Below are 13,867 nucleotides of genomic sequence, written 5' to 3' on the forward strand. Positions count from 1 at the left end.
TATGGCACAACCAGAAAAAGGGAGTTTGGAGTCGTTTGGCTACAAGCAAGAATTAAAAAGAACATTAACGTTAAAAGATTTAGTCATATACGGACTTATTTTTATGGTACCGATTGCCCCGTTCGGGATTTATGGAGAAGTAGTAACCGCATCGAAAGGGATGATCGTACTTACATACATGATTGGTATGGTCGCGATGTTATTTACGGCGCTCAGTTATGGCTCGATGTCACGGGCTTTCCCAATCGCGGGATCTGTTTACGCCTATGCTCAACGAGGGATTAATAAAACAGTCGGATTTTTAGCTGGTTGGATGATTTTGCTGGATTATGTCTTTGTACCAGCCGTACTTTATGTCGTATCGGCGAACTCGTTAAAAGCGATTGTGCCTGATGTGCCAGTTTGGATTTGGCTTGTTATCTTTATTTTAGTGAACAGTTGGATTAATATTCGGGGGATTGCATTTACGGCGCGCGCGAATATCGTGTTTCTTGTCGGTGAATTAATTGTCCTAGCCATTTTTATCGCGGTTGGTGTTGTTGCGATTTCGAATGGTGCTGGTGATGGCGTGACAATCAAACCTATTTATAATGCTGCTGACTTCAACTTGCCGTTCGTGATGACTGCGGTTTCTGTGGCCGTGCTGAGTTTCCTAGGTTTTGATGGAATTAGTACGCTAGCGGAGGAAACAAAAGGCGGAAATAAGACGGTCGGAAAAGCGATTTTGTGGGCGCTGATGTTGGTTGGATTCTTGTTCATCATTCAGACGTACATTGCGGCGTTGATTCATCCGGATTATCTCAATTTTGACAATATTGACACGGCTTTTTACCAAATTGCAGGTGAAGCTGGCGGTCCATTCTTGAAAAACACGACAATTATCGCAACGATTCTCTCGTGGGGTTTTGCCAATGCGCTGGCTGCTCAAGCCGCTATTTCACGGATTTTGTTCGGAATGGCGCGCGATCAGAACTTACCGAAGTTCCTCGCAAAAGTGCATCCGCGTTACCAAACACCATACTTAAGCACATTGATGGTCGGTATCGTATCACTTGTTGTTGGCTTGGTTTTTGTTAATGATATCGGAATTCTTTCATCCATCGTAAACTGTGGCGCGTTGACAGCGTTTCTAGTGATTCACGTTTCCGTTGTCTATCATTACATCATCAAAATGAAATCGAAAAACTATTTGCTCCATCTTGTCGTGCCAATCATTGGCTTCCTGATTATTCTGTATGTCATGATTAACTTAGACATTTTGGCAAAAATTATCGGTATTTCGTGGCTTGCAGTTGGGGTCGTGTATTACATTATACTTCGCCTGACTAAGCGCAATACAACGATAAATATGGATTAAAAAAACCTCGGACATTGGCTTTTACAGCGCTGTCCGAGGTTTCTTTTGTGTGAGTAGACTGACGATAATTGTTACGATAACATTGGCTGCTAGCGGTAAGAAACCGATGTTGATATCGCTAATGGCTGTCGGTACGCCAGGAAGAATGGTTGCGAGAGTCATGCTGTAATTGCTAATGAAAATCGTAATCAGAATACCAACGATAATCCCGGCTAGGGCGCCTTGTTTAGTTACCGGATTGCGTTTCATTAAACTGGCAAATAACGAAGGGCAAAGTTGCACAATCAAACTATAGCCGACTTGCAAGATGGCTGCCAGTGCGTTTCCGCCTTGAAAAACGAAAAGACAAGAAATAATCGCTAGAACCGGTAGTAGAAATTTTGAAAGGCGGGCAATTTTTGGATCGGGTGTGTTTGGTTTGTAGCTGTAAATGATGTTTTTCGTGAGCAATGTGGAGGCACTCATGAGTAGCATCGAGCCAGGAACAAGAGCGGTTAGCATTCCTGCGGCGCCAATGATTCCGACGAACCACGGGTCAAATGTTTGAATCGCGAGTTGCAGCAACGCAAGATCGCTTTCATCACCTTCTAATCCCGGGATTTGTAAAACTGCTGCAAGCCCGATAAAAATAACAAATAAGAGCATTAATGTATAAATTGGGCTTATAATCGCGTTTTTCCGGAAGGTTCGTGCATTTTTAGCAGTAAACGTCGATGCAAAAACTTGCGGCCACATGTAGAATCCGAGTACATAAAACAAGACGGTAGAAATAAACCAAGTCACGGTATATGTCGTATGTGGAAATGTGAGTAGTTCAGGCTTCACGGCTTCGATTTGTTCAAACATCGGGCCAATGCCACCGTAATAATGAATCGGGATGTAAATACCCATGAAAACAATGACGGCCAAAATCATGAAGTCTTTAAGAACGGCGATCCACGCAATGCCGCGAATACCTGAAATGACGGAATAAATAATGATGGCAATCGTTCCAACAACGACGGCCGTTTTCATCGGGATAGCGCCATAGGATGTGAGCGAAACGATAATGCCAAGGCCTTTTAGTTGGATGACGACAATCGGGATAATGGCAATCACGCCAACGAGGGCAACAACGACGCCGAGCAGATTACTGTCATATTTTTTAGCAAAGAAATCGGACTGGGAGACAAGGCGATGTTCGTGCGCGTATTTCCAAATAAGTGGTAGTAGGAAATAAGACGTGACGTAAGACAACGCGATGTAAACCATCACATAAACCGCTGAGATACCTTTGGAATAAGCCCAGCCGCTACCACCAAGAAAAGAAAATGTCGTATACACTTCTCCAGCGGTTAGTAAAAAAACAAAAACCGTGTTAAAACTCCGACCGCCAACTGCCCAATTTTCAAGGTTCATTTTTTGTTTTTGACGAGCGCGAATACCAATAGCAATCGTGAGCAGGAAGAAGGCCGTTAAAATTATAAGTGCAATCATTGTTCTTCCCCCTTATTCTGACGATCAAAATGGTAAACAACAGCGAGTGTGGCTGTGGATAAAAGAATGCCTGCTGCAATCCAGAATAAACTAAACGGCATACCAAGAACCATCGGATGAATCTTATTGGCAAACGGTATTCCGGCTAATAGAAATAAAAATGGAATGATAAGCAATAGCTTAACCATAAGTTCCCCTCTTTTCGTTTTGAAAACTGTTTTCATCTTACAATAATCTGCCGCTTTTTTCAATGTGAGAGGACTTTTGATGCTAGATTTGGTAAAATAGCTTTGTACAGTAAATCACAAATGAGGAGGTAACAGAAATGGCAATTAACATGTATTTTGATGATGAGGAAGTTGGTCCAGATCGCAAAACGAGTCATCCGCATTTTGTGGCACATTTTAAATCGGATTTTTATTTCGATTGTTCGGATGAGCAAGCTCCGTTTGGCAGTGATGAAGGTGCAGATGTGTTGGCAGAGTTAGAGGACTTTTTCCAAGACAAGGAAGTGGAGGGGGTTAGTTTATCTGATTTTCCAAGGCATGTGATGGAGGATCAGTGGGAGCTTACTTATTATCCACCGAAAGATATGGACGAAGGCTCGCTTGCGAAACTAATAGCAGAGCACGAAAGAGATGTTTGGATGTCCGACCAAGTTGTACTAGCGACGGCATTTGGACAAATCAAGATTACGGGATATATTATCCCTGAGTTAAAAGATATGGCACATGATGCGCTAGGGCGAATGAAAGCCGTGAATGATGCTTTAGGACGCGAAGATGAATTTGGTTATTACGACAAAATGTTGTATGACTTGATGACCTTTGACAAAACTTATGTATCCGTGTTGCCAGATTTTTGGTGTAAGAGATGCCAGATGTAACATAAGGACAACGACGTGGTAGTACAGGAGGATAAAATTTTTTTGGGGGGATTGACAAACCCTATTGAGTAGGGTAAAATGAAGGAGAGAAAAGACATGAAGTTTGAGCTAACCAGAGAATTTATTTATGTTGATGAATTTGATAGAAGTGCGCAGAAACACGGTTTTACAAGCAGAGATTACTTCCATATCGAGCAGCTACTACTATCAGACCCTAAGAAAGGCACTGTACTACAATTTGCGAATGGCCTCAGAAAGTTGCGTTACGCACCAATACGTCTTAAAAGCGGAAAGAGTGGCGGATTTAGAATCTTTTATGTGGACATTGAAAGCTATAATATCGTTGTGATGATTACGCTGATCAATAAACGAGAGGCGGATAATCTCACCGATGAAGAACTCCGCTATCTTGGTAAGTTTGTCGTTCAGTTAAAGCAACTATATATGAATAAGGAGTGGTAAACATGTCCGAACTATTTGATTCCTTGGAACGCGGTCTGAAACAAGCCGTTGCGCACGCCAATAACACAAAGAAAGCCCGCACTAAAAAAATCGTCATTACCGAGTTGCCGAAATATACAGCAGCTGAAATCAAAGGTTTTCGCCAAAAGATTGAATTAACACAAAGCGCTTTTGCAGAGTTACTAGGCATTTCTACAAAAACAGTAGAAGCGTGGGAAAGTGGTCGGAATAACCCAAACGGTTCCGCGACCCGCTTGTTGCAGTTGATTGACACGAACCCCGAAGTTTTATTACAAGAGTTGACAGAACCGGTTTTGTCGTAAAAGAATAGCTTCAAACAAATCGGCGACAAGCACCCGCATTCTGGGAGTTTGTCGCCGATTTGTTTTTAGTTAATTGACGAAGCTTGTGTTTTTCGCTTTCCAGTCTTCTAGTTTAATGAAAACCCAGAAGGAATAGATGCCTAGTGTGATGATAATGAGGAGTAGCCATTTAATCCAATTGCCGAATAGTCCGAATGCGGAGCCGCTAAAGCGCATGCGTCGGCCTTCGATGACCGTGTGATTGATTTTCCAACCGTAAATCATTGTGAGCGCCCAAGGGTAGCAGATGCCCAGTGTGAATACAGTTACTAGTATACCTAGAATTGTCCATCCGATAAATTGGAGCAATCCGCCATCGAAGAACGATGTCCGCCCGTTTTTTGTTTCGTAAAAGTTATCTGTTGCCATTTTTTAACCACCTTCCAATGTAGTATATTGTACCTTAGAAGAGAGGGATTTGTCGATATTGCCTCTATCTTTCTTGGTTTTTTCGGGGTACAATAAAGATAAATCTAAGAAAATGAGGTTAGTGCATTGTCAGAGAATTTTGTAGATAAGATGGAGAATGGGGAAAAGGCACAGTTTAAGGTGAATCATACGCTAGTTATTTCGAGTAGTTTGCTGTGGATTGCAGTTGGCATATTGTTGTACGTGGTTTTTGATCATATAAAAGCGGTGAATGGGACGGAGAAGTTGATTTTGCTGATCTTTATTGGTTTTATTGTATTGCGGCCGTTATTTCGTTTGCTTAATTTGTCGCCAACGTTGGAGCTTTCGACGGAGGGCATGGCGTATCGTGGGGATTTTCAGGCTTGGGATCATGTGGCGGAAGTGAAGATTTCGACGCCGAAGTTTAAGCTTTTCTCGCAAGGCAAGATGCTTGTATATACGAAGATTAAGGATAAACGTGAAATGGCTTGGGATATCGTTGCGGCAGACGTGAATTTACCGTTACCCGATTTGGAAATGTTGCTTTTGGAATGTATGGATCGTTATAAGACGGAGGAATGATGTTTTTTTAGCTACTTTTTAGGGAACTTAGAAAGTATGTGAAGGAGGTCGTTTTTGATGGGTAAAACATTGTTTACGACAAGTGCAACAGGTGTTGGTGGCCGGACTGGTACGGTGAGTTCGAATGATACGGATTTATCGTTTAAGTTGAGTCGGCCGAAATCATTTCATGGAGAAGGCGGAACGGGAACGAATCCGGAAGAACTTTTTGCTTTAGGGTATGCGGGTTGTTTTGGTAGTGCGTTTCAGTCGGTTGCTCGTAAGGCGAAATCGGATGCGAAGGCGGCCATTACGGTGGCTGTGTCGATGAACGAGGATGACGCGCTTGGTGGTTACCAGTTAAGTATCGCGATTACGGCGGAAGTGGCGGATGCAAGTCTTGAAGAAGCGCAAAAGTTAGTTGATTTGGCGCACGAGATGTGTCCGTACTCGAAGGCAACACGTGGAAATGTGGATGTAACGCTTCATGTGAAAATGAAATAGAAGATACCGTAGTTGGTTTAGAATTCAGTGATTCGTTGAGTTCTAGGCCAGCTATTTTTATATCTACATCTTAAGGTCAGGTGGGCATCGTTTCCTTTTTAGTGTACAATAAGTTCATAGTAAGAAATGGCGTGGAGGTAAAGAGATGAGTGTGATTTTGAAGGCAAAAAATGTGAGAAAAGTATATGGTACAAAAAGTACGCTATTCCCTGCGCTAAATAGTGTAAGTTTGGAAGTACATAAGGGAGAGTTTGTCGGTGTGATGGGGCCTAGTGGTGCTGGAAAATCGACATTATTAAATGTACTCTCAACGATTGATAAAGCGACTTCGGGAAGTATTGTGATTGAAGGGAAAGCCTTTGATACGATGCGCGCGAAGGAAATGGCTGTTTTTAGACGGGATAAGCTAGGCTTTATTTTTCAGGATTATAATTTGTTGGATACGATGACGATTCAGGATAATATCGCGTTACCGTTGTCGCTTTCTAATGTAAAACCGGCGGAAGTGGAGCAACGAGTGCAAGATGTGATGCGGCAGTTCGGAATTTTGGATATGGCGAATAAGTTTCCGAGCCAGGTCTCTGGCGGGCAAAAGCAACGCACGGCTGTGAGTCGGGCGATGGTGACGAATCCGGCGCTGATTTTTGCGGATGAACCGACGGGGGCGCTTGATTCGAAGGCTGCAACGAACCTTTTGGAAAGCTTGGTACAGGCGCAACAGGAACGGCATGCGACGATTATGATGGTGACGCATGATGCGTTTGCGGCGAGTTTTTGTGAACGGATTTTGTTTATTAAGGACGGCGAGATTTTTACGGAAATTTATCGTGGAACGGCAACTCGAAAAGTGTTTTTTCAGAAAATTTTAGATGTGCTGGCGATGTTAGGCGGTGGCTTGGATGACACTATTTAAGATTGCTTTTACGAACATGCGGAAAAATTTTGGACAGTTCGCGATGTATTTAGGGTCGCTAGTTTTGAGTGTGCTGATTTATTTTACGTTTGTGTCGCTGGCTTATAATCGAAGTATTGGTATTATTTTTAAGAAATGGGAGCTTGGTGGGCAAGGGGTCTTTATGGCTGCTGCGTTTGTACTTATTTTCTTTGTGGGATTCTTTGTTTTTTATTCGAGTAATTATTTTACGCGGCGACGGAAGCGGGAATTTGGTTTGTATGCTTTACTCGGTTTGCGTAAGGGGCAGATTGGGCGCATTATTTTTTATGAAAACTTGATGTTGCATTTGGTTGCGGTTGTGTCGGGTATTTTGATTGGTGTTTTCTTTTCCAAATTTTTCTCGATGTTGCTGTTTCGGATTATGGGATTGTCGATTCATAGTGGGTTTACGCTTTCGTTTTCTGCGGTCGTTTCGACGTTTCTTGTGTTTGGTATTATTTTAGTTGTAACGTCGTTGAATGGGTACTGGATTGTGTTTAGGCACAGTATGGTGGAGTTATTTAAGGCTGATGTTCGTGAAAAAAATCCGCCGAAGGGCTCGCTTACGATGTCGATTTTAGGGCTTTTGTTCATCGGTATGGGCTACTTTTTGGCGATGCGACCTGTGGAAGAATCGGTTTTTTGGAACGAAGATTGGTTTTTTTATGAGTTATTATTTATTTTGATTAGTGTGATTTTGGGGACTTGGTTGCTGTTGCGGTTTTTCTTTCCGTATGTGGTGTACCGGTTGTTTAAACGGAAAAGCTTCTTTTATCGGGGGACTAATATTTTAACGGTGACGTGGCTTCGATATCGCTTGAAGAAGACGGCGGGGACGCTTACGATGATTGCGGTGCTTAGTGCGACGACGCTGACGATTATTGGGGCGCTTAGTTCTGTTTATACGAATATTATTTCTTTTGCTGGTGCGTCAAATCCGAATAGTTATCAAACGACTTGGACGACACAGACGGAGCGCAGGGAGATTTATGAGGCGATTGATGAGAGTAAGACGCATTCTCTTATTTATCACGAGCAGGCCGATGTTTATATTGCAAAAGTGATTCATCAGTCGAAGGAGGATCGGGCTGATATTTATCGTCGAATGACTTCTTTTTCGATAATGTCGATGTCGGATTATAATCGATTAGCGCTAAAATTGAATGATAATTTGGAGTCAATCGATTATTTAGCAGATAATGAATCTGTTTATTTAAGTCCTGCTGGCAAGTTTGAGAATTCGAAAAGGCGTGATGAGTGGGTAGGTAAACCGTATGATATGCAGTTCGATGGTGTTGAGCAAATATATCGTATGAAAATTAAGAATGTGTATAATCATACCGTTTTTAATGTGGATACGGTGCATTCGGTGCTAGTAGTGAATGATAATGTGTATAACGCCATTGCTAAGAAGGCGATGCCGAAGCATATTGATATTTTCCAAGTAACAAATCAGGATAAAACGGAACTGCTGGATCAGAAAATTTTAAAGATTTTTGGTGGCGACACGTTTTGGTGGAATGAAAACATATCTAGCTTTTATTCGAATTATCATATGATGAGTACGCTTGTCGGTGTGTTGCTATATATCGGGATGTTTATGGGAATCGTGTTTTTTGCAGCGACGGGGAGTATTATTTATTTCAAGCAAGTGACAGAGGCCGTGGATGAGAAGCCGCGTTTTGAAGTGTTGCAGAAACTTGGTATGAGTCAGAAGGAAATTCGGAAAGTGGTCGCGAAGCAAGTTTTCCCAGTGTTTTTGATTCCGCTTGTTTTGGGGATTTCGCATAGTGTTGCGGCGATGATTGGTTTTTCGACGAACTTATTGTTTAGTGTGACTGGGCCTGTGATGGTGAGTACGACGATTTATACGCTGTTTTTCATTGTTTATTATTTTGTTTGTGTGGATACGTATACGCGAATGGTTTCGACGGGCGACGATTAATCATTGAATGCTGGTGTAATTTTCTGTACAATGAGAAGGGCGAAGGAGGTATGACGATGGTTAAAGTATATATAGTAGAAGATGATATCGTTATTCGTGATACGATTCAGAAGCATTTGTCCAAATGGGGCTTTGAGGTCGCGGTTGTGGCGGATTATAATAATATTTTAAATGAGTTTTTGGAAAATGAGCCACAATTGGTGATTTTAGATGTGAATCTGCCGTATTTTGATGGGTTTTATTGGTGTAATCAGATTCGTGAGGTGTCGAATGTGCCGATTATTTTCTTGTCGTCGCGTGATTCGCGGATGGATCAGATTATGGGCATGAACATGGGCGCGGATTATTATATTGAGAAGCCGGTGGATTTGGATGTGCTGATGGCGCGGATTAATGCGTTGATTCGCCGTACGTATTCGTATGTGGAGCTGGAAGAGCCGAATGTGATGGAGCATAACAATGTGTTCTTGCATATCGATACCAATACGCTGACTTATTTAGATGAGAAAGTCGAACTTACAAAAAATGAATTCTTGATTTTGTATGAGTTATTGAAGCAAAAAGGACATATCGTGAGTCGGGATGAAATTATGCGCGTGCTTTGGGAAGATGAGAGCTTTGTGGATGATAATACATTGACGGTGAACGTGGTTCGGATTCGTAAAAAATTGACAGAGATTGGTCTTGCGGACTTTATTAAGACGAAAAAAGGACAGGGCTACATGATCGAATAAGGGGGTGCTTCATTTGAAAGTTTTAGTTTTTGGAGGAACACGATTTTTTGGTAAGAAATTAGTGATGCGGTTAGTTGCGGCTGGGCATGATGTGACGATTGCGACGCGGGGCAAGACGGAGGATGATTTTGGCGATTCGGTGAAGCGGGTTGTGATGAATCGGGAATCGCGTGAGAATTTGTTTTGCTTGGCGCAGGAAAAATGGGATGTGGTGTATGACAATATTTGTTTTTCACCACAGGATGCGCTTTATGCGATTGCGGCTTTTCAAGATAAGGTTGAGAAATATGTGTACACGTCGTCGTTATCGGTGTATAGTGCGCGTGACCGGGCTTTAGTGGAAACTGATTTTGACCCGTTTTATTATGAGATTGTGACGGGTTCTCGTGAGGATTTCGATTACGGGGAAGGTAAACGTTTGGCGGAAGCGGTATTTTTCCAAAAGGCCGGATTTCCCGTTGCGGCAGTGAGGTTTCCGATTGTGTTAGGCACGGATGATTATACGGGACGTTTGGAGTTTCATGTGGATCATGTGTTGGCAAAAGAGGAAATTGGGATGCCAAATGAAGAAGCGGAAATTGGCTTTATTTCTTCGGATGAAGCGGCGGAATTTCTGGAGTGGATTGGTACGAAGTCGGATTTGACTGGACCGGTGAATGCGGCGAGTGATTCGGTGTATCGTTTGGATGCGCTCATGCGATTGATTCAAGAGGCGACAGGTAAGACGGCGCTTGTGGAAGAAGTGACCGAAGACAATGACGATTCGCCTTTCGGGATTGAAAAAACGTATTATCTTGATAATTCGAAAGCGAGGGCGGCAGGTTTTGTGTTTCAAGATTTGCACGACTGGTTGCCGAAATTAATCGCGCACTATGTCTCTAATAAATGACAGAAAAACAATGATTTTCAGGGTTTTCGACTGGGAATCGTTGTTTTATTTTTATACGTTGGATTGGTGATTTTAGTGTATAATAGAACGATGAACATAAAAATTGAAAAAGGATGTGACGAAGGAATGCTTTCCTTTGAAGAGAAAAAGAATATTTTTGACCAATATACAGAATTAGAGGCACATCCCGTTTCGATGGGGCGGATTAATTATCATTTTCCTGCTAGTGTACGTGAGAAGAAAATTGCAGTGAATCATTTGCATCCAAACGGCAATGCGTTTATTTATGCACCGTTTTTGGATGATGCGGATAAGAATGGTTTTGTGAATGTGCGTGAGGCAACGGAAGCTGAGCTTAAGGAGTTGCTATCTGGTTCGATTTCGTTTTTGAGTACGGATGGTGATGAGTTTGAGGAAGGCTATGAGGAAGCGTTTCGTGATGCGTATCGGACGGTCTTGATTTTGCGCTATGAGAACAAGATGTGGGCGATTTATGCGGATGATCATTTGGAAGCTATTTTCCCATCGCGTGAAGCGGCGGATTCGTATTTGATGGATGAAGGATTTCAGTGATTTAAGGAGGTAAAGTGATGCGGAAGGTAAAGCAGTTACAGGAGCGGGTTGCGGTGAGTGATTTACGTGCTGCAGCGGATGTTGTGATTAAGAATGGCCGAATCGTGAATGTGTTTTCGGGTGAGATTTATGACGGGGACGTTGCGATTAAGAGTGGTTATATTGTTGGAATTGGTGAATTTAATGAGGCAGCGGAGATGATTGACGCGAATGGGCAGTTTATTGTGCCGGGCTTTATTGATGCGCATGTGCATGTGGAGAGTGCGATGGTGCCACCTTCTGAGTTTGCGCGGGTGTTATTGCCAAATGGTGTGACGACGATTGTGACGGATCCGCATGAGATTGCGAATGTGGCGGGTGCAAAAGGCATTGAGTTTATGCTGGATGATGCGGCTACGTCACCGCTTGATATGTATGTGATGCTACCTTCTTCGGTTCCTGCGACGCCGTTTGAACATAATGGCGCGACGCTTGCTGCGAGTGATTTACGCCCACTTTACCAACATGAAAAAGTGATTGGACTTGCAGAGGTGATGGATTTTCCTTCTGTAGCGGCGGGTCACGCGGATATGTTGCAAAAAATTGTAGACGCGGAAAAGCACGGTGGACGAATTGACGGGCATGGTGCTGGGCTTTCCAAGGCGGATTTGAATAACTATTTGGCGGTCGGTATTAGAACGGATCATGAGAGTACGACGGCAGATGAGGCGATGGACCGGTTGCGTGCCGGGATGTTTGTCATGTTGCGTGAGGGTACGGTAGGTCGTGATTTATTGCAAACGTTGCCTGCTGTGACAGCGAAAAATAGTCATCGTTTTTGTTTTTGTACGGATGATAAGTTGATTGATGATTTGTTAGAGGAAGGCTCGATTAATTATAATGTTCGGTTGGCGATTGCTAATGGGATTGATCCTGTGACGGCGATTCAGATGGCGACGATTAATGCGGCGACGTGTCACAAGTTACCGCGAATTGGTGCGGTTGCTGCGGGGTATCAGGCGGATATTTTATTTTTGCGGGACTTGGAGACGGTGACGATTACGAAAGTGATGAAACGCGGACAAGTGGTCGTTGCTGACGGGATTCGTGAGGAGTCTCGGTTTGAGAAGACGGAAGTGCCGTTTGCGTCTCCTGCGATTCGTCATACGTTGACGCTGGCGGATTTGGAGCTGCGATTGGCGAGTGAGAAGGCGAATGTTATTGGGATGCAGCCGAATAGTTTGTTTACGGAGCACTTGGTGGAGCAGATTGTAGCGCGCGACGGAGTTTTTCAGGTTTCGACGGAGAACGATCAGTTGAAAATGGTGGTCGTGGAACGGCATAAAGGAACTGGTTGTGTTGGTGTAGGTATCGTGAAGGGGTTTGGTATTCAGCATGGCGCGATTGCGACGACGGTTGCGCATGATTCGCATAATATTGTTGCGGTTGGATCATCAGATGCGGATATTATGCTTGCGATTCGTCATATTACGGAACTTGGTGGCGGGATTGCTGTTGTTCATGATGGTAAAGTGGCCGCTGATTTGGCGCTACCGATTGCTGGACTTTTGAGTGTGGAGCCGTATGAACAGATTCAGAAGCGATTGGAACTGTTGAATCATGCTTTTCATGATATTAGCGCAGCAGAAGGTTTTGATCCATTTTTGACGCTTTCGTTTTTGACGTTGCCAGTGATTCCGCAGTTGAAATTAACAGACCAAGGCTTGTTTGATTTTAGCCGATTTGGTTTTATTGAAGTGGGGGTTTAGCATGACTTGGTGGAGATATGTACGCGATAAACGCTTTTTCTTGTTGTTTTTTGTGATTGTGATGTTTTTTATTGGTGTTTTGTTGGCGGTTGATCCGAACAGTCAGTTGACGCTTGGCAATATTATTTATTTGTATGTGTTTATGTTGCTATTTTTGGTGGCTTATTTGATTCTTGGTTATTCGTTTAAGCGCACGTATTGGAATGCGATGAAAGAGCTGGTAGATGGGGAAATCGAGGAGAATATTTTAGAGTTATTGCCAAAACCGCGAACGAGTGAGCAGGCGTTTTTCAATGAATTGATGCGCAAAAAGCATTTGGAGGAGCAGCGTGAGATTGCCAAATTGCAAGATAAGCAGCAGGAGTATCATGATTTTATTTTGTACTGGGTGCATGAGGTGAAAACACCGATTGTGGCTAGTAAAATGTTGATTAATAATCCGGATTTGAATGAGCCAGCGACTATTTTTAAAAAGGTCGAAGAAGAGCTGGAATCGATCGATAGACTTGTGATGCAGGCGCTTTATTATTCACGTTTGGACACGTTTGCGAAGGATTATTTTATTCAAGAGTTGGCGCTTAGTCCGGTCATTAAAGATTGTGTGAAACGGCATTCGAAGCTGTTTATTTCGAAGCGGATGAAGCTTGATTTGGCGGATTTTGATGCGGAAGTGCGCAGTGATAGCAAGTGGCTCGGTTTTATTTTGGATCAAGTGATGACAAATGCGCTGAAATATACGAAGCAAGGCGGCGAAATCAAGATTTGGTGCGAGTCTAGTATGGAAAATAGCAAAATTGAGTTACATATTCGTGATAATGGCATTGGAATTAAGGATGAGGATTTACCGCGTGTGTTTGAACAGGGATTCACTGGTGGGACTGGTCGGCAGGAGAAGAAGGCAACAGGAATGGGGCTGTATCTTGCACGGCAAATGTCTGGGAAACTGGGGCATACGATTGAAATTTCGTCTGAGGAAAGTGTTGGTACGGAAATCGTTATTACGTTCCAGCAAAAAGATGATTATTTACTCATTGCAAAAGACTAGG

16 protein-coding genes are annotated in these 13,867 nt (G+C 43.0%); 13 read left to right on the plus strand and 3 right to left on the minus strand.

The annotated features are described in order from the left end of the window. Window position 1 precedes the first annotated feature (1 nt). On the plus strand, window positions 2-1,357 hold the full coding sequence (locus EP57_RS01510; protein WP_036083538.1) for an APC family permease: 1,356 nt from the start codon (window positions 2-4) through the stop codon (window positions 1,355-1,357). Window positions 1,358-1,378: 21 nt separating this feature from the next. On the opposite strand, the gene EP57_RS01515 is transcribed toward EP57_RS01510, so the two are convergent. Both EP57_RS01515 and EP57_RS01520 read right to left on the minus strand, forming a co-directional pair. Further along, window positions 1,379-2,833: a sodium:solute symporter family protein gene (locus tag EP57_RS01515; RefSeq protein ID WP_036083540.1), complete on the minus strand. Its 1,455-nt coding sequence runs from the start codon at window positions 2,831-2,833 to the stop codon at window positions 1,379-1,381. Continuing rightward, window positions 2,830-3,021: a DUF3311 domain-containing protein gene (locus EP57_RS01520; RefSeq protein ID WP_036083542.1), complete on the minus strand. Its 192-nt coding sequence runs from the start codon at window positions 3,019-3,021 to the stop codon at window positions 2,830-2,832. Before EP57_RS01520 ends, EP57_RS01515 begins: the two co-directional genes overlap by 4 nt. Before the next feature lie 137 nt (window positions 3,022-3,158). Here EP57_RS01520 and EP57_RS01525 point away from each other — a divergent pair, with 137 nt between their 5' ends. The 3 genes from EP57_RS01525 to EP57_RS01535 all read left to right on the plus strand — a co-directional run bounded on the left by EP57_RS01525 (window position 3,159) and on the right by EP57_RS01535 (window position 4,504). Next, window positions 3,159-3,719 carry a hypothetical protein gene (locus tag EP57_RS01525; RefSeq protein WP_036083543.1) on the plus strand — a complete coding sequence of 187 codons (561 nt, stop codon included), beginning with the start codon at window positions 3,159-3,161 and terminating at the stop codon, window positions 3,717-3,719. A 96-nt stretch (window positions 3,720-3,815) separates the two neighbouring features. Further along, window positions 3,816-4,181 (plus strand): hypothetical protein, encoded by a 366-nt coding sequence (locus EP57_RS01530; protein WP_036083545.1) that lies wholly within the window; start codon window positions 3,816-3,818, stop codon window positions 4,179-4,181. 2 nt (window positions 4,182-4,183) lie between these two features. Next, a complete protein-coding gene (locus EP57_RS01535; protein ID WP_036083547.1) occupies window positions 4,184-4,504 on the plus strand; it encodes a helix-turn-helix domain-containing protein in 321 nt (106 codons plus the stop codon). A 69-nt stretch (window positions 4,505-4,573) separates the two neighbouring features. Here EP57_RS01535 and EP57_RS01540 read toward each other — a convergent pair whose 3' ends face one another. Further along, complete coding sequence (locus tag EP57_RS01540; RefSeq protein ID WP_036083549.1) at window positions 4,574-4,912, minus strand: DUF898 family protein; 339 nt, start codon at window positions 4,910-4,912, stop codon at window positions 4,574-4,576. Window positions 4,913-5,062: 150 nt separating this feature from the next. Between EP57_RS01540 and EP57_RS01545 the strand changes: the two genes are divergently transcribed. From EP57_RS01545 to EP57_RS01585, 9 genes are all read left to right on the plus strand, one after another. After that, window positions 5,063-5,515 (plus strand): hypothetical protein, encoded by a 453-nt coding sequence (locus tag EP57_RS01545; RefSeq protein ID WP_052167478.1) that lies wholly within the window; start codon window positions 5,063-5,065, stop codon window positions 5,513-5,515. 57 nt (window positions 5,516-5,572) lie between these two features. Next, complete coding sequence (locus EP57_RS01550) at window positions 5,573-5,998, plus strand: Ohr family peroxiredoxin (RefSeq protein ID WP_036083551.1); 426 nt, start codon at window positions 5,573-5,575, stop codon at window positions 5,996-5,998. Between the two features lie 145 nt (window positions 5,999-6,143). After that, window positions 6,144-6,911, plus strand: a complete 768-nt coding sequence (locus EP57_RS01555; protein WP_036083553.1) for an ABC transporter ATP-binding protein — start codon at window positions 6,144-6,146, stop codon at window positions 6,909-6,911. Further along, entirely contained in the window at window positions 6,898-8,877 is a 1,980-nt protein-coding gene (locus EP57_RS01560; RefSeq protein WP_036083555.1) for an ABC transporter permease, read from the plus strand. The genes EP57_RS01555 and EP57_RS01560 overlap by 14 nt, the downstream gene beginning before the upstream one ends. A 56-nt stretch (window positions 8,878-8,933) precedes the next feature. Next, window positions 8,934-9,611, plus strand: coding sequence for a response regulator transcription factor (locus EP57_RS01565; RefSeq protein WP_036083557.1), 678 nt, complete (start codon window positions 8,934-8,936; stop codon window positions 9,609-9,611). A gap of 13 nt (window positions 9,612-9,624) precedes the next feature. Further along, complete coding sequence (locus tag EP57_RS01570; RefSeq protein WP_036083558.1) at window positions 9,625-10,500, plus strand: Rossmann-fold NAD(P)-binding domain-containing protein; 876 nt, start codon at window positions 9,625-9,627, stop codon at window positions 10,498-10,500. Between the two features lie 126 nt (window positions 10,501-10,626). Further along, the gene (locus tag EP57_RS01575) at window positions 10,627-11,073 is read left to right on the plus strand and encodes a hypothetical protein (RefSeq protein ID WP_036083559.1); all 447 of its coding nucleotides are present in this window, start codon (window positions 10,627-10,629) and stop codon (window positions 11,071-11,073) included. A 17-nt stretch (window positions 11,074-11,090) separates the two neighbouring features. Further along, on the plus strand, window positions 11,091-12,821 hold the full coding sequence (ade, locus tag EP57_RS01580) for an adenine deaminase (protein ID WP_036083561.1): 1,731 nt from the start codon (window positions 11,091-11,093) through the stop codon (window positions 12,819-12,821). A gap of 1 nt (window position 12,822) precedes the next feature. After that, window positions 12,823-13,866 carry a sensor histidine kinase gene (locus EP57_RS01585; protein ID WP_036083563.1) on the plus strand — a complete coding sequence of 348 codons (1,044 nt, stop codon included), beginning with the start codon at window positions 12,823-12,825 and terminating at the stop codon, window positions 13,864-13,866. The last annotated feature ends 1 nt before the right edge of the window (window position 13,867 follow it).

This window comes from Listeria booriae, assembly GCF_000766865.1.
GTDB lineage: Bacteria > Bacillota > Bacilli > Lactobacillales > Listeriaceae > Listeria_A > Listeria_A booriae.